The following is a 26,238-nucleotide window of genomic DNA, read 5'->3' as shown; positions in this document are numbered from 1 at the left end:
GCCTCTGTTAGTTTTCTAATGCCGCCCGTAAGAAGCCGCTATGCGCATCGAGTTTGGCTCTCGCGGCCGCCGCATCCAGCCCGCTCAGGATCATCAGAATGGCCGGTTTAACATCGTGATCGGTCTGCTTGAGTACCGCTTCTGCCTCTTCACGGCCTGCGCCTGTCGCCTCCATCACCATGCGGCAGGCTCTGTCCACCAGCTTGACGTTGGTGGCCTGCATATCCACCATCAGGTTCTGATAAACCTTGCCGAACTTCACCATCGCGCCGGTGGAGATCATATTAAGCACCAGCTTTTGCGCGGTCCCGGATTTCAGGCGCGTGGAGCCGGTGAGCGCTTCCGGCCCGACAACCGGAGAGATAGCAATAGCGGCCACCTGCGCAATCGGGGAGCCCGGATTACAGGAGATGGCCACCGTCGTGCAGCCCGTCCGGTTGGCGTATTCCAGCCCGCCAATGACGTACGGGGTGCGCCCGGATGCCGCCAGCCCGACCACCAGATCCTTCTCGGTCAGATTCAGCTCCTTCAGGTCATCCTCGCCCAAATGTGCATTGTCTTCCGCTCCTTCAACGGCTTTCAGCAGCGCGCCGGGTCCACCGGCAATCAGCCCAACGACCAGACCGTGCGGCACCCCAAAGGTGGGCGGACATTCTGACGCATCCAGGACCCCAAGACGCCCGCTGGTGCCCGCCCCCATGTAGATAATGCGACCGCCGGCCTTAAGGGCTTCCGCCGCCGCATCGACCGCTTTCGCCACCTCGGGTAATGTCTCTTTCACTGCCTGCGCGACCAGCGTATCCTGTTGATTAAAGCGGTTAACCAGCTCCAGGGTGGAGAGCGCATCCAGATCCATGGTTTGCGGGTTACGCGTTTCAGAAACAAGTGAGCCAAGATTCATTTTTGTACCTCAAGAATTTTTAATTCATAATAATCACACTATAATGGAATATAAAATTCATTCAGGCGAGCAAAATTCGTATTTGCGCAGATAATCACATTTTCGCCAGGAGACCCTATGAACTGTTTAATTCGCATTCGCCAGCGCTATGCAGGCTTTGCCCAAAGCGACAAGAAGCTGGCGGATTTTCTGCTTTCTCAACCCGACCATGCACGCCATCTCAGCTCGCAGCAGCTGGCGAGTGAAGCCGGCGTGAGCCAGTCCAGCGTGGTGAAGTTTGCCCAGAAGATTGGCTTTAAGGGGTTCCCCGCCCTCAAGCTGGCGATCAGCGAAGCGCTGGTGAGCAACCCCAACCCGCAGTCCATGCCGGTGCATAATCAGATCCGCGGCGATGACCCGATGCGGCTGGTTGGCGAAAAGCTGATCAAAGAGAACGTGGCGGCCATGCACGCGACGCTCGATGTGAACACCGAAGAGAAGCTGCTGGAGAGCGTGGCGATGCTGCGCGGCGCGCGGCGGATCATTCTGACCGGCATCGGCGCGTCCGGACTTGTGGCGCGTAACTTTGGCTGGAAGCTGACGAAAATTGGGCTTAACGCCATCGTCGAGCAGGATATGCACGCCCTGCTGGCGACCGTACAGGCAATGGATCCTGACGATCTGCTGCTGGCCATCTCCTACTCCGGCGAGCGCCGTGAAATCAATATGGCAACCGATGAAGCGCTGCGCGTCGGCGGTAAAATTCTGGCGATCACCGGTTTTACGCCGAATGCCCTCCAGCAGCGGGCAACGCGCTGTTTATATACCATTGCCGAGGAACAGGCCACGCGCAGCGCGGCTATCTCGTCCACCAGCGCGCAAATGATGCTGACGGACCTGCTGTTTATGGCACTGGTGCAGCAGGATCTGGAGCGCGCGCCCGAGCGCATTCGTCACAGCGAAGAACTGGTAAAGAAACTGGTTTGACGCGTATAATGCCCGCCCGGTTTGTGTTGTTTCTGAGAATTTCCTGATGGCGCTGTTAATTACCAAAAAATGCATTAATTGCGATATGTGCGAGCCCGAATGCCCAAACCAGGCGATTTCGATGGGCGACAGCATTTATGAGATTAACAGCGACCGCTGCACGGAATGCATCGGCCACTATGAAACGCCGACCTGCCAGAAGGTGTGCCCGATCCCGAATACCATCCTGAAGGATCCGGCCCACGTCGAGAGCGAAGAGCAGCTATGGGATAAGTTTGTCCTGATGCACCACGCGGACAAACTTTAACTTTCGATGATCACCGTCGCGCTGGCATAGTGACGTTCATCCGCGATCGTCACGTGCATATGATTCACCCCCAGCTTTTCCGCCAGCTTTTGCGCTTCTCCCCACAGACGCAGGCTCGGTTTGCCCAGCTCATCGTTAAACACTTCGAACTGATTAAACGCCAGGCCGTTACGAATGCCGGTCCCGAAGGCTTTGGCCGCCGCCTCTTTTACCGCAAAGCGCTTTGCCAGAAAACGCACCGGCTGCTGATGCGCTTCCCAGATGGCCCACTCGTTATCGCTCAGCACGCGTCTTGCGAGGCGATCGCCGCTACGGGCGATCACCGCTTCAATACGGGCTATTTCAACGATATCGGTGCCTAAGCCCAGAATAGCCATTACTGACGCGCTTCCTGCATCAGGCGTTTCATCTCAGAGACCGCCTCTTTCAGACCGCTCATCACCGCACGGCCAATGATGGCGTGGCCGATGTTCAGCTCGTGCATTTCCGGCAGGGCGGCAATGGCCTTCACGTTGTGGTAGGTCAGGCCGTGACCGGCGTTAACCTTCAGTCCCAGGCTTGAGGCGTACGTGGCCGCTTTAGCGATACGCTCCAGCTCTTTGGCCTGTTCGGCATCGTTTTTGGCATCGGCATAGCAGCCGGTGTGAATTTCGATATACGGTGCGCCCACGTCGGCCGCCGCTTTAATCTGGGCGAAATCGGCGTCGATAAACAGAGAAACCAGGATACCGGCATCCGCCAGGCGCTTGCAGGCATCGCGCATTTTGTCGAGCTGACCGGCCACGTCCAGACCGCCTTCGGTGGTCACTTCCTGGCGTTTTTCCGGCACCAGGCAGCAGAAATGCGGCTGGGTCTCGCAGGCAATCGCCAGCATCTCTTCGGTGACTGCCATCTCCAGATTCATACGGGTGTCCAGCGTCTGACGCAGAATGCGCACGTCGCGATCGGTGATATGGCGACGGTCTTCACGCAGGTGAACGGTAATGCCGTCGGCGCCAGCCTGTTCAGCGATAAATGCCGCCTGAACCGGATCGGGATACGCCGTGCCGCGCGCGTTACGCAGCGTGGCGATGTGGTCGATGTTGACGCCTAACAGTAATTCAGCCATGACAATCCTCGGTATTTTGGTTCATTTCTCTTCCCCCTCTCCCTCCGGGAGAGGGCTGGGGTGAGGGGTAAAACGTTAACGTTTCGGCACAAACTGCCTGAATAATTCGCGGCTCTTTAAGGGCTTGCCGCCAAGATACGGCTTGAGGGCAATCCGGGTAAAGCGTTTTGCTGCGCGCAGGGTGTCCAGATCGGGAAACTCGCGCTCATACAGCGCCCGGAGCTGGCGCCCGGTAAAGGTGCTGTTGTCTATCACGATACTGGCAATGAAGCCCTTTTCTTCGCGGTAGCGGTAGGTCATGGTGTCTTCTATCTCATCACCGCTGCCCGCGCAGTGCAGAAAATCTACGCCGTATCCGAGGTGGCCCAGCAGCGCCAGTTCAAAACGACGCAATGCGGGTTCGGGCGTGCCGGTTGCGCCAGCCAGCGACTGGATACAGTGCAGATAATCGAAGAAAAGTTCAGAGAAGCGGGTCTCATGTTCAAGAACGCGTGAGATGAGTTCGTTGACATACAGACCGCTGTAGAGCGTGATGCCGGAAAGAGGAAGCGCCAGGGAGACGGCTTCGGCACTGCGCAGGGTTTTCACTTCCCCTCGCCCACCGAAGCGTACCAGCAGCGGCGTGAAAGGCTGTAGGGCACCTTTCAGGTTAGAACGTTTGGAACGTGCGCCTTTCGCAACAAGGCGCACGCGGCCCGACTCTTCCGTGAAGACGTCCAGCATGAGGCTGGTTTCGCTCCAGGGACGACTATGCAGGACAAAGGCGCGCTGCCATCCATCCATATGCTCGTCGTCTTAAGTTACTGGTCTTCGCCGTAACCGAGGCTGCGCAGAGCACGCTCATCATCGGCCCAGCCAGATTTCACTTTCACCCACAGTTCGAGGTGAACCGGCGCTTCGAACATCTCCATCATGTCCTTACGGGCTTCGATACCGATGGTTTTGATCTTGGCCCCTTTGTTGCCGATCACCATCTTCTTCTGCCCTTCGCGCTCAACGAGGATCAGGCCGTTGATATCGTAACCACCGCGCTCGTTGGTCTGGAAACGCTCGATCTCTACCGTTACGGAGTAAGGCAGTTCAGCACCCAGGAAACGCATCAGCTTTTCACGGATGATTTCAGACGCCATAAAGCGCTGAGAGCGATCGGTGATGTAGTCTTCCGGGAAGTGATGAATCGCTTCCGGCAGATGCTTCCGCACGATGCCCGCGATGGTATCCACGTTCAGGCCGGTCTCAGCAGACAGCGGAACGATATCAAGGAAGTTCATCTGGCTACCGAGCCACTGCAGATGCGGCAGCAGGTCGGCCTTTTCCTGCACGTTATCCACTTTGTTGACCGCCAGGATGACCGGCGTTTTGCCGTCACGCAGCTTGTTCAGCACCATCTCGTCGTCCGGCGTCCAGCGGGTGCCTTCCACAACGAAAATCACCAGCTCTACGTCGCCGATCGAGCTGCTCGCCGCCTTGTTCATCAGGCGGTTGATGGCGCGCTTCTCTTCCATGTGCAGGCCAGGGGTATCGACGTAGATCGCCTGATACGCGCCTTCAGTATGGATGCCGACGATGCGGTGACGCGTGGTTTGCGCCTTACGCGAGGTGATTGAAATCTTCTGCCCAAGCAGATTATTCAGCAGGGTGGATTTGCCAACGTTCGGACGTCCGACGATGGCAATAAATCCGCAATAGGTTTTCTCTTCGCTCATTCCAGCTCCAGCATTTTTAACGCCTGTTCGGCGGCAGCCTGTTCAGCCTTACGACGGCTTGAACCTGTGCCCACCACCGGTTCACTCAGGCCACTGACCTGGCAATGGATGGTAAATTCCTGATCGTGCGCTTCGCCACGCACCTGCACCACCAGATAAGACGGCAGCGGCAGATGACGACCCTGCAAATATTCCTGCAGACGCGTTTTCGGATCTTTTTGTTTATCGCCCGGGCTGATTTCGTCCAGACGGGTCTGATACCAGTTCAGGATCAGCTTTTCTACGGTCTGGATATCGCTGTCCAGGAACACACCACCAATTAATGCTTCGACCGTATCGGCAAGAATAGATTCACGACGGAAGCCGCCGCTTTTCAGTTCACCCGGTCCAAGACGCAGACATTCGCCCAGCTCAAATTCGCGCGCGATTTCCGCAAGGGTATTACCCCGAACCAGCGTGGCACGCATGCGGCTCATATCACCCTCGTCCACACGCGGGAAACGATGATAAAGCGCATTCGCAATCACGAAACTTAAAATAGAGTCGCCTAAAAACTCGAGACGCTCATTATGTTTGCTGCTGGCACTGCGGTGGGTTAATGCCTGTTGCAACAACTCCTGATGATGAAAAGTGTAGCCCAGCTTCCGTTGAAGCCGATTAATTACGATGGGGTTCATGCGATACCAATAAATGAATGCGTCAAAAATGCAGCACACGAAACCGACCTGAGAAAACCAACGCGGTTTCGTGTGCCGTGGCACCCTTGCAGGGCCAACCTTAAACTTCGGGGGAATATTCTATACACAACGACAGGGGATGTCGTTAGTTCGAAGAGATTTATCGTGGAAATAATTCACGTAGCCGCTAATTAAAGCGGCTACGCGTTCATTTATTGAGAATTAATGGATTCCGCCGATACGATTCAGGCGTACACCGGTCGGCCATTCGCCTTCCTGCTTCTCAAAACTCATCCAGATGGCGGTGGCTTTACCGACCAGATTCGCTTCCGGCACAAAGCCCCAGTAACGGCTGTCCGCAGAGTTATCGCGGTTATCACCCATCATGAAGTAATGTCCTGGCGGTACAATCCAGCTCGCCAGCTGCTGGCCCGGCTGGCGATAGTACATACCCAGCTGATCCTGCGCGATTGGCACGGTGAGGATTCGGTGCGTCACATCGCCCAGCGTCTCTTTGCGCTCAACCAGACGGATGCCGTCCTCTTTGGTTTCACCTTTCGGTACCTGGAAGAATCCGCTGGTCGCTTCGCCGCCGTTACGACGAGCAAAGGTCTGCACAAAATCACTTGGCTCAACGTTTGAGTAAGTGATTGGCAGCGCGTTTTCACATGCTGTACCGGAGCTGCAGCCCGGCTGAACGGTGACTTCTTTCGCAACCGGATCGTAAGTGACTTTATCACCCGGCAGACCTACCGCACGCTTGATGTAGTCCAGGCGCGGATCTTCCGGATATTTAAACACCACGATGTCGCCACGTTTCGGATGACCGGTTTCGATCAGCGTTTTCTGGTAGATAGGATCTTTAATGCCGTAGGCAAACTTCTCTACCAGAATAAAATCACCAATCAGCAGCGTTGGCATCATTGAACCTGATGGGATTTGGAACGGCTCGTAAATAAACGAACGTACCACCAGCACAATTGCCAGCACCGGAAATACCGAGGCGCCCGTTTCCAGCCAGCCCGGTTTCGGGCCGACTTTCTTCAGGGTTTTCGCGTCAATCTCATCACCAGTGGCTGCCTGAGCGGCAGCCTGACGTTCACGACGTTTTGGGGCGAAGATAAACTTATCCAGACACCACAGCAGACCTGTCACCAGGGTAGCAATGACCAGAATCAGGGCAAACATGTTCGCCATGCCAACTCCTTAGGGTTATTTGCCGTCTTTACCAACATGAAGGATGGCAAGGAATGCTTCCTGCGGCAGCTCGACGTTACCGACCTGCTTCATACGCTTCTTACCTTCTTTCTGCTTCTGCAGCAGCTTTTTCTTACGGCTGACGTCACCGCCATAGCACTTGGCCAGAACGTTTTTACGCAGCTGTTTCACGGTGGAACGCGCGATGATGTGGTTGCCAATGGCCGCCTGAATCGCGATATCGAACTGCTGACGCGGGATCAGATCTTTCATCTTCTCAACCAGCTCGCGGCCGCGGTACGGCGCATTGTCGTTGTGGGTGATCAGCGCCAGCGCATCCACACGCTCGCCGTTGATCAGCACGTCCACACGCACCATGTTGGAGGCCTGGAAGCGTTTGAAGTTGTAATCCAGTGACGCATAGCCACGGGAGGTCGACTTCAGACGGTCGAAGAAGTCGAGTACCACTTCCGCCATCGGGATCTCATAGGTCAGCGCCACCTGGTTACCGTGGTAAACCATGTTGGTCTGCACGCCACGCTTCTCAATACACAGCGTAATGACGTTCCCCAGGAATTCCTGCGGCAGCAGCATGTGACACTCTGCAATAGGCTCACGCAGCTCCTGAATGTTGTTCAGCGGCGGCAGCTTGGACGGGCTATCGACGTAGATCACTTCTTTCGAGGTGGTTTCAACTTCATAGACTACCGTCGGCGCCGTGGTGATCAGATCCAGATCGTATTCACGCTCCAGACGTTCCTGAATGATCTCCATGTGCAGCAGACCGAGGAAGCCACAGCGGAAGCCGAAGCCCAGCGCCGTTGAGCTTTCTGGCTCGTAGAACAGGGAAGCATCGTTCAGGCTCAGTTTACCGAGCGCGTCACGGAAGTTTTCGTAGTCGTCAGAGCTGACCGGGAACAGACCCGCGTAAACCTGCGGTTTCACCTTTTTAAAGCCTGGCAGCGCTTTATCTGCCGGGTTACGTGCACCGGTCAGGGTATCGCCCACCGGCGCGCCGAGGATGTCTTTAATGGCGCAGACCAGCCAGCCTACCTCGCCGCATCTCAGCTCGGTACGGTCAACCTGTTTTGGCGTAAAGATGCCCAGACGGTCTGCGTTGTAGACCTGTCCGGTACTCATTACCTTAATTTTGTCGCCTTTACGCATGGTGCCGTTTTTAATGCGCACCAACGAGACAACGCCCAGGTAGTTATCGAACCAGGAGTCGATAATCAGCGCCTGCAGCGGACCATCCGGATCGCCTTCCGGGGCAGGAATGTCACGCACCAGGCGTTCCAGCACGTCGGTCACGCCCACACCGGTTTTCGCGGAGCAGCGCACGGCATCGGTCGCGTCAATGCCGACAATATCTTCAATCTCTTCCGCTACGCGTTCAGGATCGGCGGCTGGCAGGTCGATCTTGTTCAGAACCGGCACAACTTCGAGATCCATTTCCATCGCGGTGTAGCAGTTTGCCAGGGTCTGGGCTTCAACGCCCTGCCCGGCATCCACCACCAGCAGCGCGCCTTCACAGGCCGCGAGCGAGCGTGAAACCTCATAGGAGAAGTCAACGTGGCCTGGGGTGTCGATAAAGTTCAGTTGATAGGTTTCACCATCAGCCGCTTTGTAATCAAGCGTAACGCTCTGCGCTTTAATGGTGATACCGCGTTCGCGTTCCAGGTCCATGGAGTCCAGAACCTGGGCTTCCATTTCACGATCAGACAGGCCACCGCAAATCTGGATAATACGGTCAGACAGCGTCGACTTACCGTGGTCAATGTGAGCAATGATCGAAAAGTTACGTATGTTCTTCATATAGTTAAATAATTATGCCTTACGAATTCCTGGAGGCCGCTGTTCTTAGCCTGACGTTTTTCAGTGCGAAAACGCAGCATTCTACACTACATCCTCGCTACCTGGAAATGCACTTAGAAGCAGGTATAGCGTGAAGAAAGGCCGTTTTCTGTTTTAGGGTGTAAAAAATGATAAAGCCCGATGGATCACCGGGCCTCAGAAGAGAACGTTTCAACACGAAGCTGGTCTGGCGCCAGCCCAACGCTGAGAATGACAGGCTGCCACTCCTCGCGTGCGGCGAGCGTCGGAGAGAGCCCTTTGGCAAGCCAGAATCCCCCCACGCCACCCAATGCGGCACCGCACATAGCGGCCACATCGGTACCAAACAGCATCTGAAAAAGCCCGCCCATAATAAACAGGCCGACCAGCGGAGAGAGATACACCAGCATAGCGGAGCTGAGCAGGCTGCCTTCCGCGATGCCCAGTTCCACCTTCTGCCCCGCCATCAGCGGCTGTTCGCTTGGCACAGAAATCGTGTGCGATGTTTGTGGCCCGAGCTTATTCAGCACGCGGCTGCCGCAGCCGGCGCGTGATGCGCAGCTATTACATGAGGCTTTAACATCGCAGCTCACCAGCGCAATGCCGTTTTGCCAGGAGACAACCGTCGCCCACTCTTTGATCATTGTGCAGCCCTGAATTTAATGCTGTCGGAGATGCGCTTTGCCGTCTGCGGAGGGAGTTCTCCCACAATGGTGATCTCTGCGTTATCGCGTACCGTTGTACTCACCGTACGGCGCCCGGTACGCAGCATTTGTTCGGCGCTGTTTGCCGTTGCGCGATTGATATTCACCGAGAAGCTGAACAAACCATCCGAATAGAGGCGCGATTCTACCGGCGTTTCAATCGTTGGCAGCTGACGACGGCTGCTGGACACTTCGCTAAACCCTTGCGGGATCCAGGCAGGCACCCAGTTGAAATTAACGGAATCCCCGGCAGGAACAGAAAGCAGCGGCGGCAGACTGGCCTTAGCCAGATTCTGCATGCTGTTGCCAACCTGATTGTTCACGCTGAAGGAGATAACCCGGAACTGTTCCAGCGTTTCACCGTCACGGTCGAGCAGGTCAACACGCATGGGGAGTTTGGTTTCGGCATCAATCCAGACGATATAGCTGTAGCGCGTTCCGTCCCGGGCAACAACGCGAATTACCTCGCACAGTCTGTCCGCGATGCGGGTACGCCCTACCGAAATAAAATCGTAGTAAGGGGCAAGCCGTTTGAAGTCGGTGTAAATGAGTGACGGCAGGGAATCAACGATATAGTCGCCATTCAGCGTGAAAGGCTCCAGGCCTGGCTCGAAATAGCTGATTTCATTACCACGCTGGACCACTTCCCGACGCGGGCCATCCATCTGTAAAAGCTGGGCGAGCGGCTGGTTATCAAGACGGGCATGACGATAGCGTAACGACTCGACGCCCTGCTTATTGATGCTGATAAATGCCAACTCATAATTGAGTGACTGGCTGGCCAGATTCATTTGCTGCAACAACGCCCCGGATGAAACATCAGCCGAGGCGTTGGCAGAGAAGAACAGGCTACCCGCCATCAAAGACATGGCGAACCAAAGTTGCTTCATTACTGCGATTGCGTTCCTAAAGTTTGGTTTCCGGGCACCTGCACAGCAGCTTGCTGTGTCTGCGCCTGCTCAAACTGAAGCTGTTCGGAGTGCAGACGACGCTGCAACTCGTAATCCTGCAACATCGCATTAATGCGACGGCGCTGCTCCTGAACCTGCTGTTGCTGGCCGCCGCTGGCGGATGCATCAGCCGGTACGCCCAGGCTTACCGGGCTGGCTTTGCCCATCATCGGCAGTGTGTTAAACACTGGCGCTTCTGGCTGCTGATTAGTTTCAGACTGAGTATTATAGTGCTGGACGCCAACAATAACTGCAAGCGATACGCATGCAGCCACACCCATTTGGGTAAGCTGGCTGGCCCACGGACGCACCTTTTGCCAGAACGGCATTTTCTGCCACTGGTGAGGCGCGGGTTGAGCTTCAGGAATCAGCGGAGTGGTCTGATGAACAGGCTCATTCTCGATCGCCGCCATGACGCGGGCTGAGATATCGAAATGGAGAACCTCGCCGGTGTCACCGCGAAGGGTGTCACGGATGAGATGGTAACTCTCCCAGGTCTCTTGCATTTCGGGTGAATGAGACAGCTCGTTGAGCAGCTCACTATCCACCGTTTCACCATCCATTAAAGCGGAAAGTTTTTCTTTCTGCATGCCTAATACCTTTTCCAGTATCCCGCTATCGTCAACGCCTGATAAGCGGTTGAACTTTATTATCAATAGCTTCTCGCGCACGGAAAATTCGTGAACGTACCGTGCCGACCGGACAATCCATGATAGCGGCTATCTCTTCATAGCTCAGACCATCCAGCTCCCGTAACGTAATTGCCATACGTAAATCTTCCGGAAGCGACTCGATCGTGCGAAAAACGATTTGTCTCAGTTCTTCTGACAACATTAAGTTCTCAGGGTTCGAAATTTCTTTCAATGCGCCGCCGCTTTCGAAGTTTTCGGCGTCGATTGCGTCCACATCACTTGAAGGCGGACGACGGCCCTGAGCGACCAGATAATTCTTTGCCGTATTGACCGCAATACGGTACAGCCACGTATAAAAAGCACTATCTCCCCGGAAAGAATCCAGCGCGCGATAGGCCTTAATAAAAGACTCTTGCACCACATCAGGCACATCGCCTGACGGTACATAGCGGGAAACCAGGCTCGCCACCTTATGCTGGTAGCGGACCACCAGTAGGTTAAAGGCTTTCTGATCTCCCTTCTGGACCCGTTCAACCAGGACCTGGTCCGTTAACTGCTCGCTCATCCGAGGTAATGTCTCCCCAAACCTAAATTCCACGCGTTATCGAAACGCCACTCTAAAAATACCGCACTTTGAGCAAGCACCATTTAGAGTGTCTGATCTTCAATAAGTTCCGTAACGCCTTTGTTTTTGTTCATCGCGCCGCAGACCGTTTATTTTCTCTCATTATAAGTCTGTTCACGATACGCACCACTTTATGACAAGAAACATCTTTTTCCCGCCAGAAGAGTAACGCAACACAGGCTTTATTTCACCACAAAATCTGACGCTAACGATCTGCTTCGCAAAATAATTTCACTCATTTACCCTTCGTTTACCTCCGCTTACGCGTTTAGCCATTGCGACAACCTCTAAAAAAATACGTGCGATATATCGCATTCAGGTGCTATTCTGACCTAACACTGTTTAGTAAATTAAACAACAATCATGAACACAACACCTGAACTCCATTGTGATGTACTGATCATCGGCAGCGGCGCTGCCGGTCTCTCTCTGGCGCTGCGCCTGGCCGAGCATCAAAACGTTATCGTTCTGAGTAAAGGACCGATAAGTGAAGGTTCCACGTTTTATGCCCAGGGCGGCATTGCCGCCGTGTTTGATGAGACAGACAGCATTGCTTCCCACGTCGAAGATACGCTCATTGCCGGAGCCGGGATCGTGGATGCACACGCCGCAGAGTTTGTCGCCAGCAATGCCCGTCACTGCGTTCAGTGGCTCATCGACCAGGGCGTCTTGTTCGATACTCAGGTTCAACCCAACGGTGAAGAGAGCTACCACCTGACTCGCGAAGGCGGCCATAGCCACCGCCGCATCCTGCACGCAGCGGATGCCACCGGAAAAGAAGTGGAAACCACGCTGGTCAGCAAAGCGCTGAACCATCCTAATATTCGGGTTCTCGAGCGAAGCAATGCCGTTGATCTGATTATCTCTGACAAGATTGGCCTGCCCGGCACGCGTCGCGTGGTGGGTGCCTGGGTCTGGAACCGTAATAAAGAGAAGGTGGAAACCTGCCGGGCGAAGGCTGTGGTGCTGGCGACGGGCGGTGCCTCCAAGGTGTATCAGTACACCACGAACCCGGACATTGCCTCCGGAGACGGAATCGCGATGGCCTGGCGCGCTGGCTGCCGGGTGGCAAACCTCGAGTTTAATCAGTTTCACCCCACCGCCCTGTTCCACCCTCAGGCGCGCAACTTCCTGCTGACGGAAGCCCTGCGCGGTGAAGGCGCTTATCTGAAGCGCCCTGATGGCTCCCGCTTTATGCCCGACTTTGACGCCCGGGGTGAACTGGCCCCGCGTGACATCGTTGCCCGCGCCATCGATCATGAAATGAAGCGCCTTGGCGTAGACTGCATGTATCTCGATATCAGCCATAAGCCAGCAGAGTTCATTCGCCAGCATTTCCCGATGATTTATGAGAAGCTGCTCAATCTTGGCATTGATTTAACGCGCGGCCCGGTGCCCATCGTGCCAGCGGCCCACTATACCTGCGGTGGCGTAATGGTTGACGATCATGGACGTACTGACGTAGACGGTCTGTATGCTATCGGTGAAGTCAGCTATACCGGACTTCACGGCGCGAACCGTATGGCCTCTAACTCGCTGCTTGAGTGTCTGGTGTACGGCTGGTCGGCGGCGGAAGACATCACGAAGCGCATGCCTTACGCCCGCGAGACAGAGCACCTGCCTGCCTGGGATGAAAGCCGCGTGGATAATCCGGACGAACTGGTCGTTATCCAGCACAACTGGCATGAGCTACGGCTGTTTATGTGGGACTACGTGGGGATTGTGCGCACCACGAAACGCCTGGAACGCGCCTTGCGCCGCATCACCATGCTGCAGCAGGAAATTGATGAGTATTATGCTAATTTCCGCGTATCCAATAATCTGCTGGAACTGCGCAATCTGGTGCAGGTTGCCGAGCTGATTGTTCGCTGCGCGATGATGCGTAAAGAGAGCCGCGGGCTGCACTATACCCTGGACTACCCGGATCAGCTTGCTGAATCCGGCCCGTCGATACTCGCCCCGCAGGTTTACATAAACAGATAAAATGCCTGGGTCAGAGCAGTGTAATCTTCGGAATAGCGCTGGTCTGGCCCACGGATCACCATTCGGTCATTAAAGCATTCACCCTCTTTTGGCGACAGAGCCAGCAGCACGCGGTGCGGCAGTCGACCTTCCGTATCCGAAATATCGGTACGCAGACGTAACGTCCAGCCGATCTCCTGCGCGATGCCGATGAACGTGTTGCCGGTACTCTCTGGCAGGACCACACAGAAAAAACCTTCTTCGGAGATGAGTTCTGCCGCACTGGTGAGCAGCGCTTTATGATCGAGGGAGCCGGTATAACGCGCCTGTTCACGCTCGGGTGTCCCGCACTCAACGCCGGGCTCGTAGTAGGGAGGGTTGCTGACAATCAGATCGTAACGCGCGGTTTGTTCAGGCGCCCAGGCGAGCACATCTGCGCATTCCACTTTCATTCGGGCTGCCCAGGGAGATTCGGCCATATTGTCACTCGCCTGTTCTGCGGCCTGCGCGTCCAGTTCGACGGCATCAATGATGACATGTTCTTCCGTACGCTGCGCCAGCATCAGCGCCACCAGCCCGCTGCCGGTACCGATATCAAGAATACGCTTAACACCTGCGACAGGCGCCCATACTCCCAGTAAAATACCGTCAGTACCGACCTTCATGGCACAGCGATCGTGCGCGACAAAAAATTGTTTAAACGTAAAACCATCGCGGCGCAGCTGCGCTTTGAGTTGAGACATGTCAGGGCAACCTTCTAAGTGAAACTGGAGTAGCATAGGGGAAAGCGAAGTGGCCGAAAAGCGATATCCATACAAACAGATGAAGATTACAGCCGTAACGTCTATAATCAGCGCCCCACACAGAGGTAGAACATGACTGTAACGACTTTTTCCGAACTTGAACTCGATGAAAGCCTGCTCAATGCACTTGAGAGCAAAGGCTTTACACGCCCGACCGCCATTCAGGCAGCGGCCATTCCGCCTGCGCTTGAGGGCCGCGATGTGCTCGGTTCTGCGCCAACCGGCACGGGGAAGACAGCAGCCTATTTGCTGCCTGTGTTGCAGCATCTGCTCGACTTTCCGCGTAAAAAATCTGGCCCGCCGCGTATTTTAATCCTGACGCCTACGCGCGAACTGGCAATGCAGGTTGCCGATCACGCGCGTGAACTCGCGGCAAATACTCATCTGGATATCGCCACCATCACCGGCGGCGTTGCGTACATGAACCACGCCGAAGTGTTCAGCGAAAACCAGGACATCGTCGTTGCGACGACGGGCCGCCTGCTGCAGTACATTAAAGAAGAGAACTTCGACTGCCGCGCGGTTGAAACGCTGATCCTCGACGAAGCCGACCGCATGCTGGACATGGGCTTCGCACAGGATATCGAGCACATTGCAGGGGAAACGCGCTGGCGTAACCAGACGATGCTGTTCTCTGCCACCCTCGAAGGGGAAGCGATCAAAGATTTCGCAGAGCGTCTGCTGGAAGATCCGGTGGAAGTCTCGGCGACGCCGTCCACCCGTGAGCGTAAGAAGATCCACCAGTGGTACTACCGCGCGGACAACCTTGAGCACAAGGTCGAATTGCTGAAACACCTGCTCAAACAGGAAGATGCTCTGCGCACAATCGTATTTGTGCGTAAGCGCGAGCGCGTGCACGAGCTGGCTGAAATGCTGCGTAACGCCGGGATCAACAACTGCTATCTTGAAGGCGAGATGGCGCAGATCAAGCGTACCGAAGGCATTAAGCGCCTGACCGATGGCCGCGTTAACGTGCTGGTTGCGACTGACGTTGCCGCACGCGGGATCGACATCCCTGACGTCAGCCACGTCATTAACTTCGATATGCCGCGCAGCGGAGATACCTACCTGCACCGTATTGGCCGTACCGGCCGCGCGGGCCGCAAAGGGATTGCGATTTCACTGGTCGAAGCGCATGACTACCTGCTGCTGCAGAAGATTGGCCGCTATGTTGATGAGCCGCTGAAAGCGCGCGTTATTGACGAACTCCGCCCGACCACGCGTGCTCCGAGTGAAAAGATGACGGGTAAACCGTCCAAGAAAGCACTCGCAAAACGTGCTGAGAGAAAAGAGAAAGAAAAAGAGAAACCGCGCGTGAAGCAGCGCCACCGCGATACCAAAAATATTGGTAAGCGCCGTAAGCCAAGCTCTGCCGCACCAGAGACGAAAACTGAAGAGTAAAAAAAGCCGGGGAAATCCCCGGCTTTTTTATTCCCCCCTGCTGAAGCCGTTACAGGCTTTCAGTAAAGGTACGGGCGATAACGTCGCGCTGCTGTTCTGGAGTCAGTGAGTTAAAGCGAACCGCATAGCCGGACACGCGGATAGTCAGCTGTGGGTATTTTTCTGGATGCTCAACGGCATCCATCAGCGTTTCGCGGCGCAGCACGTTTACGTTCAGGTGCTGACCCCCTTCCACGCGCACTTCCGGCTGCACTTCCATAGGAACTTCACGGTATTCGATTTCGCCCAGTTTGTTTACCGGTACGATTTCATCTTCAGCAAAACCCGCTTTCGCAACGACGCAGCGCGCTTCGTTCTTCTCGCTGTCCAGCAGCCAGAAAGAATTGAGCAGATCGTCATTTGCAGCTTTAGTAATCTGGATACCTGTAATCATGTGTTGCCTCCCTTAGGCTACATTAACTCGTGTCGGCCTCTCGCGGCCAATTGGTAAAACCATTGTTTCTTGTGTGTATATATAACATTCACACCCCGGCGATTTATTGATTTAAATCAACAAAAACACCAACCACATAAAGAGTGTGGTTTGAATTTATTGTTTTAGATCAATTTCACAACCTTACCAATTCAACTTACCCTATATCTTTTCAAAATAAATTTAGCCACTTAGCACGTATTTCAGCGCGTAATTTTGCTCACCGGGGTGAAACAGGTAAGCTAGTCAGAGATTGAGATTCGCAGGAGAGCGAGATGACGACACCTTTAACCTGGCATGACGTGCTGGCAGAAGAAAAGCAGCAGCCTTATTTTATCAATACTCTCAGCACCGTTGCCGCTGAGCGTCAGTCCGGACAGACGATTTACCCGCCGCAGAAAGACCTGTTCAACGCCTTTCGCTACACAGAACTGAGCGATGTGAAAGTGGTCATTCTGGGCCAGGATCCCTATCACGGCCCCGGGCAGGCGCATGGGCTGGCGTTTTCCGTTCGTCCGGGTGTGGCGATCCCCCCTTCTCTGCTCAACATGTATAAAGAGCTTGAAGCAACCGTGCCCGGTTTTACCCGGCCAAACCACGGTTACCTGGAAAGCTGGGCGCGCCAGGGCGTGCTGTTACTGAATACGGTGCTTACCGTACGGGCGGGCCAGGCGCACTCGCACGCCAGTCTGGGCTGGGAGACGTTTACCGATAAAGTCATTAGCCTTATCAACGAGCATCGTGAAGGGGTGGTGTTTTTACTCTGGGGTTCTCACGCGCAGAAGAAAGGGGCGATTATCGATCGTCAGCGTCATCACGTGCTCAAGGCACCGCACCCGTCACCGCTGTCTGCACATCGCGGTTTCTTTGGCAGTAATCATTTTGTTCTGGCGAATGAATGGCTGGAAAAACGTGGCGAAAAGCCGATTGACTGGATGCCTGTATTACCGGCAGAGAGCGAGTAGTTAGAGTTTGTATGCCCGGCTCACCGGGCATACAAAAAGCATAATGGATTATGCCTTATTCTGGCGCCACCATTCGGCCAGCAGTACGCCGGTCGCAACGGATACGTTCAGACTTTCCACATTGCCTGTTCCGTCGATAGAGACGCTCAGATCCGCACTGGAGAGCGCCGCGTCAGACAGACCATCACGTTCCTGACCCAGCACCAGCACCATTTTGCGCGGCAGCGTCGCTTTAAACAGCGGCGTACCGGCATGGCTCGAGGTGGTCACGATGGAATAACCTGCTTTACGGAACTGCTCGAGGGCGTCCAGAACGCTGTCGCCGGTGATCGGCTGTACGTGCTCGGCTCCGCCTTCCGCAGTACGGATCGCGGCACCGGATTCCAGCAGCGCGGCATCCTGCAACAGCACGCCTTTCACGCCAAAGTGCGCGCAGCTACGCATCATTGCGCCCAGGTTGTGCGGGTTGCCCACATCTTCCAGGGCCAGCACGCAGTCATCGGCATCCGCCTGGCTGACCCACTGCTGCACGGTCGTGCCGTTACGCTTTTTGATCAGGAAGCAGACGCCGCCGTGGTGTTCAGTGCCGGACGCTTTGGTCAGCTCGGCATCATCAACCACGTGGTAGGCTTTACGGTTCGCGGCCATCCAGCGCAGCGCTTCTTTAAAGCGCGGGGTCACGCTCTGGATAAACCAGGCGCGGACGATACACTCAGGACGGCTCAGGAACAGCGCCTGGCAGGCGTTCTCGCCATACACGCGGGTCTCTTCCGCACGCTGACGGCGCAGCACTTCCGGGTCGATAAAGCTTTTACCGCTGATACCGCCGTGATCGGCTTTTTCCGGCGTCTCATCGCCAGGGGCGCGAGAAACGGTGCGCCACGGGGAGGCGTTATCACGTGAGAAGTCATCACGCGGACGATCGTCGCGTGGACGGTCACTGCGTGGGCGGTCGGAACGCGGACGGTCATCGCGTTTGCGATCGTCACGTTTGCGGTCATCACCGCGGTTATTTCTGTCATCGCGGGCGGGGCGACGGCCACCGTCTGCACGAGAAGACGCCGGACGCCCGCCACCTTTTCCGGTACGCGGATTTTGGGTGCGTTTATCAGAGTCATCATCACTGCGGACATACATCACTTTGACCTTGCCGCTTTTGTTTTTCATTTCGTCGTTCATGCTTTTCTCCACCAGCGCTGCGCGAAGCGCGCAGATTACCCGATGTGCCAGCGCATAGCCATAATTTCGTACAAAAGCCTGTGACTATTGTTCTCATTGAATAAAACGCATTGTTGTTTCAAACAGGCTCATTGATAATATGTAACATATTAGAAACATTATCGGCGTTGTGCCGCTGTCCCACGGCTCTATCAGAGGTTAGTTATGAATACCGTATGTGCCAACTGTCAGGCTCTTAATCGCATTCCGGACGATCGGATGGAAGATGGTGCGAAATGCGGACGTTGTGGCCATGAATTATTTGATGGCGATGTCATTAACGCGACGGGTGCTACGCTGGACAAACTCCTCAAGGACGATCTTCCTGTCGTGATCGATTTCTGGGCGCCATGGTGCGGCCCATGCCGTAGCTTCGCGCCGATTTTCGAAGATGTGGCCGAAGAGCGCAGCGGAAAAATGCGGTTCGTTAAGGTCAATACCGAAGCCGAACCCGAACTGAGCGCACGTTTTCGTATTCGCAGCATCCCGACCATTATGATTTTCAAAAATGGCGAAGTGATCGATATGCTCAACGGTGCGGTTCCAAAAGCACCTTTTGAAAGCTGGTTAAACGAGTCGCTGTAACATTCACGGGGCACGTCTTGTGCCCCGCTCCCGCGTCTGCGAAAATAGCGTTTTTCCTGCATTTCGCCCATGACTGATAACGCCGTTCTTAAATTACGCGCCGAACGCCTTGCGCGCGCCACCCGACCGTTCCTCGCACGAGGCAACCGTATTCGCCGCTGTCAGCGCTGCCTGCTGCCGCTGAAGGTTTGTCTGTGCGAGACGCTCGCTCCGAGTACGGCGGAAAGCCGTTTTTGTCTGGTCATGTTCGATACCGAGCCGATGAAACCCAGCAATACGGGGCGTCTTATCGCCGATATTCTGCCGGATACCACCGCGTTTCAGTGGTCCCGTACGGAGCCACCTCAGGCCCTGCTCGATTTAGTGGCCAGCCAGAACTACCAGCCGATGGTCGTCTTCCCCGCGTCATATGCAGGTGTGGATCGCCAGGTGCTTTCAGCGCCGCCATCCGGTAAACCACCGCTGTTTATCATGCTGGACGGTACCTGGACCGAAGCGCGAAAAATGTTTCGCAAAAGCCCGTATCTCGACGCGCTGCCGGTGATTTCTGTCGATCTTTCCCGCGTCTCCGCCTACCGCCTGCGTGAAGCACATGCTGACGGGCAATACTGCACCGCCGAAGTGGCAATTGCGCTTCTGGATTTAGCGGGAGATACCGCTGCGGCTGGTGCCCTGGGCAACCATTTCTCATGCTTCCGGGAGCGCTATCTGGCGGGAAAAACCGTTCATAAGGGCAGCGTCACAGCGCCCGAGCCAGAAAGCGTTTAAAATCATCAGGTCGCTTGCATTCACAGGAGGCCTGCATGAGCCAGCGAGGGTTAGAAGCGCTACTTCGTCCTAAATCCATTGCCGTTATCGGCGCATCAATGAAGCCGGATCGTGCTGGCTATCTGATGATGCGCAATCTGCTGGCCGGGGGATTTAATGGCCCCGTCATGCCCGTCACGCCGTCTTATAAGGCCGTTCAGGGGGTACTTGCATGGCCTGATGTACAAAGCCTGCCTTTCGTGCCGGATCTTGCCGTACTCTGTACAAACGCGAAGCGCAACCCGGAACTGCTGGAATCACTCGGCAAGAAAGGGTGTAAAACCTGCATAATTCTCTCGTCTCCGCCTGAACAGAAAGCCGAGCTTCTGGCCTGCGCCAGCCGCTATCAAATGCGCATTCTTGGGCCAAACAGTCTGGGCCTGCTCGCCCCCTGGCAGGGGCTGAATGCCAGTTTCTCCCCGGTTCCGATCCGCAAAGGCAAACTGGCGTTTATCTCGCAGTCGGCTGCGGTATCGAACACCATCCTCGACTGGGCGCAGCAGCGTGAAATGGGATTCTCCTACTTCATTGCCCTGGGCGACAGCCTGGATATCGACGTTGATGAGCTACTGGATTTTCTGGCGCGTGACGGCAAAACCAGCGCGATCCTGCTTTATCTTGAGCACCTCAGCGACGCGCGTCGTTTTGTCTCGGCTGCGCGAAGCGCTTCGCGCAATAAGCCGATCCTGGTGATCAAAAGCGGACGCAGCCCTGCGGCACAGCGTCTGCTGCATTCTCATTCCGGCATGGATCCCGCCTGGGACGCCGCCATTCAGCGCGCGGGGTTGCTGCGGGTACAGGATACGCACGAGCTTTTTTCCGCCGTTGAGACGTTAAGCCATATGCGCCCGTTGCGCGGTGAGAAGCTAATGATTGTCAGTAACGGTGCGGCCCCTGCCGCGCTCGCGCTGGACGAGCTGTGGCGGCGCTTCGGCAAGCTGGCAACGCTGAGTGAAGAGACGCTGCAGCGCCTGAAAGAAGCGCTTCCGACCAGCGTGACGCCCGGCAATCCGCTTGATTTGCGCGATGACGCCAGCAGCGACCGCTACATCAGGGCGATCTCCATTTTGCTGGATAGCCAGGATTTCGACGCGCTGATGATTATCCACTCCCCCAGCGCGGTCGCGCCGGGCAGTGAAAGCGCGCGCGCGCTCATTGACGCCGTGCGCAACCATCCGCGAGGTAAATACGTTACCCTGCTCACCAACTGGTGCGGCGAGTTTTCCTCTCAGGAGGCGCGGCGCTTGTTCAGCGAGGCCGGGCTGCCAACCTACCGCACGCCGGAAGGCACCATCACCGCGTTTATGCATATGGTGGAATATCGCCGCAACCAGAAACAGCTGCGTGAGACGCCGGCTTTGCCGGGTAATCTGACGGCGAACACCGTCGACGTTCACCGGCTGTTGCAGCAGGCCATTGAAGAAGGCGCGACCTCGCTTGATACGCATGAGGTCCAGCCCATTCTGGGCAGCTACGGGATGCAAACCCTGCCGACCTGGATCGCCAGCGACAGCGCAGAGGCCGTGCATATAGCCGAACAGATTGGCTATCCGGTGGCCCTGAAGCTCCGCTCCCCGGATATTCCGCATAAGTCTGATGTTCAGGGGGTTATGTTATACCTGCGTACGGCGACTGAGGTGCAGCAGGCAGCTGATGCTATTTTCGACCGGGTAAAAATGGCCTGGCCGCAGGCAAGGATCCACGGATTGCTGGTGCAAAGCATGGCAAACCGCGCAGGGGCTCAGGAATTACGGGTAGTGGTTGAACACGATCCCGTCTTCGGCCCGCTCATCATGCTGGGAGAGGGTGGCGTTGAGTGGCGTCCGGAGGAGCAGGCCGTGGTGGCGTTACCGCCGCTGAACATGAACCTGGCGCGTTATCTGATCATCCAGGCGATTAAAAGTAAAAAGATCCGTGGCCGGAGTGCGCTGCGCCCGCTTGATATAGCCGGGTTAAGTCAGTTCCTGGTGCAGGTGTCTAACCTGATTGTGGATTGTGCCGAAATCCAGCGGCTGGACATTCATCCGCTGCTCGCCTCGGGCAATGAGTTTACGGCGCTGGACGTGACCCTGGATATCGCGCCATTCGAAGGAGACAGAGAGAGCCGTCTGGCGATCCGCCCGTATCCCCTGCAGCTGGAAGAGTGGGTTGAGATGAAGAATGGAGAACGCGCCTTGTTCCGCCCTATTCTGCCGGAAGATGAGCCCCAGCTGCGGGCCTTTATCTCTCAGGTCACGAAAGAGGATCTTTATTATCGCTATTTTAGCGAAATCAACGAATTTACCCACGATGATTTAGCCAATATGACCCAGATCGACTACGATCGAGAAATGGCGTTTGTTGCCGTTCGTCGCTCCGATAAGGGGGATGAGATCCTCGGCGTCACGCGTGCTATTTCTGACCCGGATAACGTCGATGCGGAGTTTGCGGTGCTGGTGCGCTCCGATCTTAAAGGCCTGGGTCTGGGGAGACGGCTGCTGGAAAAACTCATCAGTTATACGCGAGATCACGGATTGTTACGCCTCAATGGCATTACTATGCCTAACAATCGCGGTATGGTGACCCTGGCGCGAAAACTTGGGTTTGACGTTGATATTCAGCTGGACGAAGGTATTGTGGCCTTGTCCCTCAGTCTGAGATCAGCAGACAAACGCGAGTAAGCTACTGGAAATGTTACCCACTTTGGACGGGACTGGTGGTATCATTGTCCGCTTATGTTGTTTGCATGGTACAGACAACCCTTCAATGAACAGAGAAGAAACGCACTGTGATGTTGTCAAAATTTAAGCGTAATAAACATCAACAACACCTTGCTCAACTACCGAAGATTTCTCAGTCAGTTGATGATGTAGAGTTCTTTTACGCTCCCGCTCATTTTCGGGAGACGCTTCTGGAAAAGATTGCCAGCGCCACGCGACGCATTTGCATTGTAGCGCTCTATCTTGAACAGGATGAAGGTGGGCGTGCGATCCTGAACGCGCTCTATGAAGCCAAACGTCAGCGTCCGGAGCTTGATGTTCGCGTGCTGGTAGACTGGCATCGCGCTCAGCGTGGCCGTATTGGCGCTGCCGCCTCAAACACCAATGCTGACTGGTATTGCCGCACGGCGCAGGAAAATCCTGGCGTTGATGTGCCTGTTTATGGCGTCCCGGTAAATACCCGTGAAGCGCTCGGCGTCCTTCATTTCAAGGGATTCATCATTGATGACAGCGTGCTTTACAGCGGCGCAAGTCTGAATGATGTTTACCTTCATCAGCTCGATAAATATCGCTACGACCGCTACCATCTGATCCGTAATCCGCAGATGGCCGATATCATGTTTAACTGGGTTGATAAAAATCTGGTCCATGGCCGCGGTGTTAATCGCCTTGACGATCCTGAGCGTCCTAAAAGCCCGGAAATCAAAAACGATGTTCGCGCCTTCCGCCAGGAGCTGCGTGATGCGGTCTATCATTTCCAGGGTGATGCGAACAACGAAGAGTTATCCGTTACCCCACTGGTAGGGCTCGGCAAATCAAGCCTGCTGAACAAAACGATCTTCCATCTGATGCCGTGTGCAGAGCAGAAACTCACCATCTGTACGCCGTACTTCAACCTTCCTGCCGTGCTGGTGCGTAATATCATTCAGCTGCTGCGCGACGGTAAAAAAGTGGAAATCATCGTTGGCGATAAAACTGCAAACGACTTCTTCATTCCTGAAGATCAGCCGTTCAAAATCATCGGTGCCCTGCCTTATCTCTATGAGATCAACCTGCGCCGTTTCCTGAGCCGTTTACAGTATTACGTAAACACTGACCAGCTGGTTGTGCGTCTCTGGAAAGATGAGGACAACACTTACCATCTGAAAGGAATGTGGGTCGACGATGAGTGGATGCTGCTGACCGGTAATAACCTGAACCCACGCGCGTGGCGACTGGATCTGGAAAACGCTATCCTGATCCATGACCCGCAGCACGAGTTAGCCGCAAAACGTGAACGTGAGCTGGAGCTGATTCGCACGCATACCACTGTAGTTAATCATTACCGCGAACTGCAGAGCATTGCCGATTATCCGGTAAAAGTCCGCAAGCTTATCCGCCGCTTACGTCGTATCCGTATCGACCGACTTATCAGCCGTATTCTGTAATGTCCAGGCCCTGCCACCCGCAGGGCTTTTTTATGGAGCCCGTTGATGCGTATTCCTCTGTTACTGAGCGTCTTCTTTCTAAGTGGCTGTAGCCATATGGCTAACGATAACTGGTCCGGACAGGATAAAGCCCAGCATTTCCTCGCTTCCGCGATGTTGTCCGCAGCCGGCAATGAATATGCGCAGCATCAGGGATACAGCCGGGATCGTAGCGCGGCGATAGGGTTGATGTTCTCAGTCAGTCTTGGAGCATCAAAAGAACTGTGGGATAGCCGCCCCGCAGGGAGCGGCTGGAGCTGGAAAGATTTCGCCTGGGATGTCGCCGGCGCAACGACCGGCTATGCCGTGTGGCAGATGGCGCGCTATTAAAGTCGAATGCCTTTCCCTTTGCGATGCAACATCAGGGAAACAATAAAGGCCAGTGCGCCCATTATCGTTACGTACCAGAAGAATGTCGTTTCACTTCCCCATGATTTAAGCGACAACGCAACGTACTCCGCCGATCCGCCAAACAACGCATTAGCTACCGCATAAGAGAGCCCTACCCCTAAAGCACGTACCTGCGCCGGGAACATTTCAGCTTTCAGTATTCCGCTGATAGAGGTATAGAAACTGACAATCACCATCGCCAGCATCACCAGCGCAAACGCCGCATACGGCGAAGTCACATGCTGAAGGGCCGACAGAATAGGTACGGTACATAATGCCGACAGGCCGCCGAAAATCAGCATCGACGTACGTCGACCGATTTTATCCGAGAGCGCACCGATAATGGGTTGTATGAGCATAAAGACAAACAGCGCCACGGTCATGACTACGCTGGCGACGTTTGCGTGCATGCCGGTGGTGTTCACCAGGTACTTCTGCATGTAGGTGGTGAACGTGTAAAAACTGAGAGAGCCGCCCGCAGTAAAGCCCAGCACCATGAGGAAAGCTTTGCGGTTACGCCATAACCCTTTGAATGTTCCCGCCTCCTTCAGCGTTCTGACTTCCTTCTGAGAGGTTTCATCTAACTGACGGCGTAGCCAAAGTGCGACCACCGCCAGTACTGCGCCCATCGCGAAAGGAATTCGCCATCCCCAAGCGTGAAGTTGTTCATCCGTCAGAATTTGCTGCAGGATCACAACCACAAGAATGGCCAGCAGTTGACCACCAATCAGCGTGACGTACTGGAATGAGGCGTAAAAACCTTTACGGCCTTCCAGGGCAATCTCACTCATGTAGGTCGCACTGGTACCGTATTCACCCCCTACCGATAATCCCTGGAATAAGCGGGCCAGTAATAGTAGCGCCGGTGCCCAGGTACCAATCGATTCATATCTCGGTAAGCAGGCGATCACCAGAGAACCAAAGCACATCATGCACACCGAGATCAGCATAGAAGCCTTACGGCCGCGACGATCCGCAATGCGGCCAAACAGCCAGCCCCCGATGGGCCGCATTAAAAACCCTGCGGCAAATACCCCCGCCGTTTGTAGCAGCTGCGTTGTGGTGTTTCCGGATGGGAAGAAAATATGTGCGAAGTAGAGTGAACAGAATGAGTAGACGTAAAAGTCGAACCATTCAACCAGATTCCCTGAAGAGGCGCTGACGATTGCCCATACCCTTCTTCGGGTATCACTGTTAGCCAGCGTCCCGTTTGATGTAATGCTTTCTGTCATTGTAATTATGCTCCTGCCATAAACAGCGGCGTATTGAGCCAGGAGACTCAATTACCTCGTAAATGAAATGTTATAATTTTGTTATAAATGACATTGCGACAGGGATCACACATTCCATTAGCAGGATAAGGGATTAAGAGAAATGCCAAAGAGGGTAAGCACAAAGCAAAAAACCCCATACCTTACGGTACGGGGTTATTCTAATTGATGCCTGGCAGTTCCCTACTCTCACATGGGGAGACCCCACACTACCATCGGCGCTACGGCGTTTCACTTCTGAGTTCGGCATGGGGTCAGGTGGGACCACCGCGCTAAAGCCGCCAGGCAAATTCTGTTAATCTGTATCAGGCTGAAAATCGTCTCTGTCTCATCGCCGAAACAGCTTCGGCGTTGTAAGGTTAAGCCTCACGGTTCATTAGTATCGGTTAGCTCAACGCATCGCTGCGCTTACACACCCGACCTATCAACGTCGTAGTCTTCAACGTTCCTTCAGGACCCTTAAAGGGTCAGGGAGAACTCATCTCGGGGCAAGTTTCGTGCTTAGATGCTTTCAGCACTTATCTTTTCCGCATTTAGCTACCGGGCAGTGCCATTGGCATGACAACCCGAACACCAGTGATGCGTCCACTCCG

At 55.0% G+C, this 26,238-nt stretch carries 27 protein-coding genes and 2 rRNA genes; 10 read left to right on the top strand and 19 right to left on the bottom strand.

Features of this window, described 5'->3' with window-relative positions; translation table 11 throughout:
• Positions 1–7 precede the first annotated feature (7 nt).
• Positions 8–901 (bottom strand): N-acetylmuramic acid 6-phosphate etherase, encoded by an 894-nt coding sequence (gene murQ, locus ACERY3_RS10305; RefSeq protein ID WP_373225570.1) that lies wholly within the window; start codon positions 899–901, stop codon positions 8–10.
• A gap of 117 nt (positions 902–1,018) precedes the next feature.
• Here murQ and ACERY3_RS10300 point away from each other — a divergent pair, with 117 nt between their 5' ends.
• Positions 1,019–1,867, top strand: coding sequence for a MurR/RpiR family transcriptional regulator (locus ACERY3_RS10300; protein ID WP_023308844.1), 849 nt, complete (start codon positions 1,019–1,021; stop codon positions 1,865–1,867).
• A 46-nt stretch (positions 1,868–1,913) separates the two neighbouring features.
• A complete protein-coding gene (locus tag ACERY3_RS10295; protein ID WP_008502177.1) occupies positions 1,914–2,174 on the top strand; it encodes a YfhL family 4Fe-4S dicluster ferredoxin in 261 nt (86 codons plus the stop codon).
• Here the strand turns inward: ACERY3_RS10295 and acpS are convergent.
• The 12 genes from acpS to rseD all read right to left on the bottom strand — a co-directional run bounded on the left by acpS (position 2,171) and on the right by rseD (position 11,629).
• Complete coding sequence (gene acpS / locus ACERY3_RS10290; protein ID WP_023294331.1) at positions 2,171–2,551, bottom strand: holo-ACP synthase; 381 nt, start codon at positions 2,549–2,551, stop codon at positions 2,171–2,173. The two genes, ACERY3_RS10295 and acpS, sit on opposite strands and share 4 nt — an antisense overlap.
• Positions 2,551–3,282, bottom strand: a complete 732-nt coding sequence (pdxJ, locus tag ACERY3_RS10285; RefSeq protein WP_032659491.1) for a pyridoxine 5'-phosphate synthase — start codon at positions 3,280–3,282, stop codon at positions 2,551–2,553. Before pdxJ ends, acpS begins: the two co-directional genes overlap by 1 nt.
• A gap of 75 nt (positions 3,283–3,357) precedes the next feature.
• Positions 3,358–4,065, bottom strand: coding sequence for a DNA repair protein RecO (recO, locus tag ACERY3_RS10280; protein ID WP_039263761.1), 708 nt, complete (start codon positions 4,063–4,065; stop codon positions 3,358–3,360).
• Between the two features lie 17 nt (positions 4,066–4,082).
• Entirely contained in the window at positions 4,083–4,988 is a 906-nt protein-coding gene (gene era, locus ACERY3_RS10275) for a GTPase Era (RefSeq protein ID WP_006176722.1), read from the bottom strand.
• Positions 4,985–5,665: a ribonuclease III gene (gene rnc / locus ACERY3_RS10270; protein WP_003860711.1), complete on the bottom strand. Its 681-nt coding sequence runs from the start codon at positions 5,663–5,665 to the stop codon at positions 4,985–4,987. The genes era and rnc overlap by 4 nt, the downstream gene beginning before the upstream one ends.
• A gap of 222 nt (positions 5,666–5,887) precedes the next feature.
• Entirely contained in the window at positions 5,888–6,862 is a 975-nt protein-coding gene (gene lepB / locus ACERY3_RS10265; protein ID WP_048978831.1) for a signal peptidase I, read from the bottom strand.
• Between the two features lie 15 nt (positions 6,863–6,877).
• Entirely contained in the window at positions 6,878–8,677 is a 1,800-nt protein-coding gene (lepA, locus tag ACERY3_RS10260; protein WP_032659499.1) for a translation elongation factor 4, read from the bottom strand.
• A 185-nt stretch (positions 8,678–8,862) separates the two neighbouring features.
• The gene (rseC, locus tag ACERY3_RS10255; RefSeq protein ID WP_373225569.1) at positions 8,863–9,339 is read right to left on the bottom strand and encodes a SoxR-reducing system protein RseC; all 477 of its coding nucleotides are present in this window, start codon (positions 9,337–9,339) and stop codon (positions 8,863–8,865) included.
• A complete protein-coding gene (gene rseB, locus ACERY3_RS10250; protein ID WP_023308851.1) occupies positions 9,336–10,289 on the bottom strand; it encodes a sigma-E factor regulatory protein RseB in 954 nt (317 codons plus the stop codon). Before rseB ends, rseC begins: the two co-directional genes overlap by 4 nt.
• The gene (rseA, locus tag ACERY3_RS10245; protein ID WP_008502186.1) at positions 10,289–10,939 is read right to left on the bottom strand and encodes an anti-sigma-E factor RseA; all 651 of its coding nucleotides are present in this window, start codon (positions 10,937–10,939) and stop codon (positions 10,289–10,291) included. The genes rseB and rseA overlap by 1 nt, the downstream gene beginning before the upstream one ends.
• 31 nt (positions 10,940–10,970) lie before the next feature.
• On the bottom strand, positions 10,971–11,546 hold the full coding sequence (gene rpoE / locus ACERY3_RS10240; protein WP_006176728.1) for an RNA polymerase sigma factor RpoE: 576 nt from the start codon (positions 11,544–11,546) through the stop codon (positions 10,971–10,973).
• Positions 11,543–11,629: a rpoE leader peptide RseD gene (rseD, locus tag ACERY3_RS10235; RefSeq protein WP_223862639.1), complete on the bottom strand. Its 87-nt coding sequence runs from the start codon at positions 11,627–11,629 to the stop codon at positions 11,543–11,545. Before rseD ends, rpoE begins: the two co-directional genes overlap by 4 nt.
• A gap of 340 nt (positions 11,630–11,969) precedes the next feature.
• Between rseD and nadB the strand changes: the two genes are divergently transcribed.
• On the top strand, positions 11,970–13,589 hold the full coding sequence (gene nadB, locus ACERY3_RS10230; RefSeq protein ID WP_373225568.1) for an L-aspartate oxidase: 1,620 nt from the start codon (positions 11,970–11,972) through the stop codon (positions 13,587–13,589).
• Here the strand turns inward: nadB and ACERY3_RS10225 are convergent.
• Complete coding sequence (locus tag ACERY3_RS10225) at positions 13,574–14,311, bottom strand: tRNA1(Val) (adenine(37)-N6)-methyltransferase (protein WP_373225567.1); 738 nt, start codon at positions 14,309–14,311, stop codon at positions 13,574–13,576. The genes nadB and ACERY3_RS10225 overlap by 16 nt on opposite strands.
• Positions 14,312–14,443: 132 nt before the next feature.
• Here ACERY3_RS10225 and srmB point away from each other — a divergent pair, with 132 nt between their 5' ends.
• Complete coding sequence (srmB, locus tag ACERY3_RS10220; protein WP_023308854.1) at positions 14,444–15,772, top strand: ATP-dependent RNA helicase SrmB; 1,329 nt, start codon at positions 14,444–14,446, stop codon at positions 15,770–15,772.
• A 49-nt stretch (positions 15,773–15,821) separates the two neighbouring features.
• Here srmB and grcA read toward each other — a convergent pair whose 3' ends face one another.
• Positions 15,822–16,205, bottom strand: a complete 384-nt coding sequence (gene grcA, locus ACERY3_RS10215; RefSeq protein WP_029741127.1) for an autonomous glycyl radical cofactor GrcA — start codon at positions 16,203–16,205, stop codon at positions 15,822–15,824.
• Positions 16,206–16,519: 314 nt separating this feature from the next.
• Here grcA and ung point away from each other — a divergent pair, with 314 nt between their 5' ends.
• Positions 16,520–17,209: a uracil-DNA glycosylase gene (ung, locus tag ACERY3_RS10210; RefSeq protein ID WP_373225566.1), complete on the top strand. Its 690-nt coding sequence runs from the start codon at positions 16,520–16,522 to the stop codon at positions 17,207–17,209.
• Positions 17,210–17,257: 48 nt separating this feature from the next.
• On the opposite strand, the gene ACERY3_RS10205 is transcribed toward ung, so the two are convergent.
• Positions 17,258–18,388, bottom strand: coding sequence for a tRNA/rRNA methyltransferase (locus ACERY3_RS10205; protein WP_029741125.1), 1,131 nt, complete (start codon positions 18,386–18,388; stop codon positions 17,258–17,260).
• 204 nt (positions 18,389–18,592) lie between these two features.
• Between ACERY3_RS10205 and trxC the strand changes: the two genes are divergently transcribed.
• The 5 genes from trxC (at position 18,593) to ACERY3_RS10180 (ending at position 24,314) form a co-directional block, all read left to right on the top strand.
• A complete protein-coding gene (gene trxC, locus ACERY3_RS10200) occupies positions 18,593–19,012 on the top strand; it encodes a thioredoxin TrxC (protein ID WP_023308858.1) in 420 nt (139 codons plus the stop codon).
• Positions 19,013–19,081: 69 nt separating this feature from the next.
• Positions 19,082–19,780, top strand: a complete 699-nt coding sequence (locus tag ACERY3_RS10195; RefSeq protein ID WP_096150465.1) for a tRNA-uridine aminocarboxypropyltransferase — start codon at positions 19,082–19,084, stop codon at positions 19,778–19,780.
• 35 nt (positions 19,781–19,815) lie between these two features.
• On the top strand, positions 19,816–22,479 hold the full coding sequence (gene pat / locus ACERY3_RS10190) for a protein lysine acetyltransferase (RefSeq protein WP_087823120.1): 2,664 nt from the start codon (positions 19,816–19,818) through the stop codon (positions 22,477–22,479).
• Positions 22,480–22,589: 110 nt separating this feature from the next.
• Positions 22,590–23,945 (top strand): CDP-diacylglycerol--serine O-phosphatidyltransferase, encoded by a 1,356-nt coding sequence (gene pssA / locus ACERY3_RS10185; RefSeq protein ID WP_023333068.1) that lies wholly within the window; start codon positions 22,590–22,592, stop codon positions 23,943–23,945.
• A gap of 45 nt (positions 23,946–23,990) precedes the next feature.
• The gene (locus tag ACERY3_RS10180; protein ID WP_373225565.1) at positions 23,991–24,314 is read left to right on the top strand and encodes a YfiM family lipoprotein; all 324 of its coding nucleotides are present in this window, start codon (positions 23,991–23,993) and stop codon (positions 24,312–24,314) included.
• Here the strand turns inward: ACERY3_RS10180 and ACERY3_RS10175 are convergent.
• The 3 genes from ACERY3_RS10175 to ACERY3_RS10165 form a co-directional block, all read right to left on the bottom strand.
• Entirely contained in the window at positions 24,311–25,606 is a 1,296-nt protein-coding gene (locus tag ACERY3_RS10175; RefSeq protein WP_373225564.1) for an MFS transporter, read from the bottom strand. The two genes, ACERY3_RS10180 and ACERY3_RS10175, sit on opposite strands and share 4 nt — an antisense overlap.
• A 209-nt stretch (positions 25,607–25,815) precedes the next feature.
• Positions 25,816–25,931, bottom strand: a 5S ribosomal RNA gene (gene rrf, locus ACERY3_RS10170).
• Between the two features lie 69 nt (positions 25,932–26,000).
• A 23S ribosomal RNA gene (locus tag ACERY3_RS10165) occupies positions 26,001–26,238 on the bottom strand; the annotation flags it as partial.

The organism is Enterobacter cloacae complex sp. ESBL7, from assembly GCF_041679625.1.
Classification (GTDB): domain Bacteria; phylum Pseudomonadota; class Gammaproteobacteria; order Enterobacterales; family Enterobacteriaceae; genus Enterobacter; species Enterobacter asburiae_B.
This window is presented reverse-complemented; position numbering and strand designations above follow the sequence as displayed.

Coding starts and splice junctions, on each gene's coding strand:
- rnc (WP_003860711.1), bottom strand. CDS start 5,665: ATGAACCCCATCGTAATTAATCGGCTTCAACGGAAGCTGGGCTACACT.
- trxC (WP_023308858.1), top strand. CDS start 18,593: ATGAATACCGTATGTGCCAACTGTCAGGCTCTTAATCGCATTCCGGAC.
- recO (WP_039263761.1), bottom strand. CDS start 4,065: ATGGATGGATGGCAGCGCGCCTTTGTCCTGCATAGTCGTCCCTGGAGC.
- ACERY3_RS10175 (WP_373225564.1), bottom strand. CDS start 25,606: ATGACAGAAAGCATTACATCAAACGGGACGCTGGCTAACAGTGATACC.
- rpoE (WP_006176728.1), bottom strand. CDS start 11,546: ATGAGCGAGCAGTTAACGGACCAGGTCCTGGTTGAACGGGTCCAGAAG.
- ACERY3_RS10195 (WP_096150465.1), top strand. CDS start 19,082: ATGACTGATAACGCCGTTCTTAAATTACGCGCCGAACGCCTTGCGCGC.
- lepB (WP_048978831.1), bottom strand. CDS start 6,862: ATGGCGAACATGTTTGCCCTGATTCTGGTCATTGCTACCCTGGTGACA.
- murQ (WP_373225570.1), bottom strand. CDS start 901: ATGAATCTTGGCTCACTTGTTTCTGAAACGCGTAACCCGCAAACCATG.
- pdxJ (WP_032659491.1), bottom strand. CDS start 3,282: ATGGCTGAATTACTGTTAGGCGTCAACATCGACCACATCGCCACGCTG.
- ACERY3_RS10300 (WP_023308844.1), top strand. CDS start 1,019: ATGAACTGTTTAATTCGCATTCGCCAGCGCTATGCAGGCTTTGCCCAA.
- grcA (WP_029741127.1), bottom strand. CDS start 16,205: ATGATTACAGGTATCCAGATTACTAAAGCTGCAAATGACGATCTGCTC.
- srmB (WP_023308854.1), top strand. CDS start 14,444: ATGACTGTAACGACTTTTTCCGAACTTGAACTCGATGAAAGCCTGCTC.
- ACERY3_RS10180 (WP_373225565.1), top strand. CDS start 23,991: ATGCGTATTCCTCTGTTACTGAGCGTCTTCTTTCTAAGTGGCTGTAGC.
- pat (WP_087823120.1), top strand. CDS start 19,816: ATGAGCCAGCGAGGGTTAGAAGCGCTACTTCGTCCTAAATCCATTGCC.
- ACERY3_RS10205 (WP_029741125.1), bottom strand. CDS start 18,388: ATGAACGACGAAATGAAAAACAAAAGCGGCAAGGTCAAAGTGATGTAT.
- ACERY3_RS10225 (WP_373225567.1), bottom strand. CDS start 14,311: ATGTCTCAACTCAAAGCGCAGCTGCGCCGCGATGGTTTTACGTTTAAA.
- ung (WP_373225566.1), top strand. CDS start 16,520: ATGACGACACCTTTAACCTGGCATGACGTGCTGGCAGAAGAAAAGCAG.
- rseA (WP_008502186.1), bottom strand. CDS start 10,939: ATGCAGAAAGAAAAACTTTCCGCTTTAATGGATGGTGAAACGGTGGAT.
- lepA (WP_032659499.1), bottom strand. CDS start 8,677: ATGAAGAACATACGTAACTTTTCGATCATTGCTCACATTGACCACGGT.
- ACERY3_RS10295 (WP_008502177.1), top strand. CDS start 1,914: ATGGCGCTGTTAATTACCAAAAAATGCATTAATTGCGATATGTGCGAG.
- rseB (WP_023308851.1), bottom strand. CDS start 10,289: ATGAAGCAACTTTGGTTCGCCATGTCTTTGATGGCGGGTAGCCTGTTC.
- nadB (WP_373225568.1), top strand. CDS start 11,970: ATGAACACAACACCTGAACTCCATTGTGATGTACTGATCATCGGCAGC.
- era (WP_006176722.1), bottom strand. CDS start 4,988: ATGAGCGAAGAGAAAACCTATTGCGGATTTATTGCCATCGTCGGACGT.
- pssA (WP_023333068.1), top strand. CDS start 22,590: ATGTTGTCAAAATTTAAGCGTAATAAACATCAACAACACCTTGCTCAA.
- acpS (WP_023294331.1), bottom strand. CDS start 2,551: ATGGCTATTCTGGGCTTAGGCACCGATATCGTTGAAATAGCCCGTATT.
- rseC (WP_373225569.1), bottom strand. CDS start 9,339: ATGATCAAAGAGTGGGCGACGGTTGTCTCCTGGCAAAACGGCATTGCG.
- rseD (WP_223862639.1), bottom strand. CDS start 11,629: ATGGTGCTTGCTCAAAGTGCGGTATTTTTAGAGTGGCGTTTCGATAAC.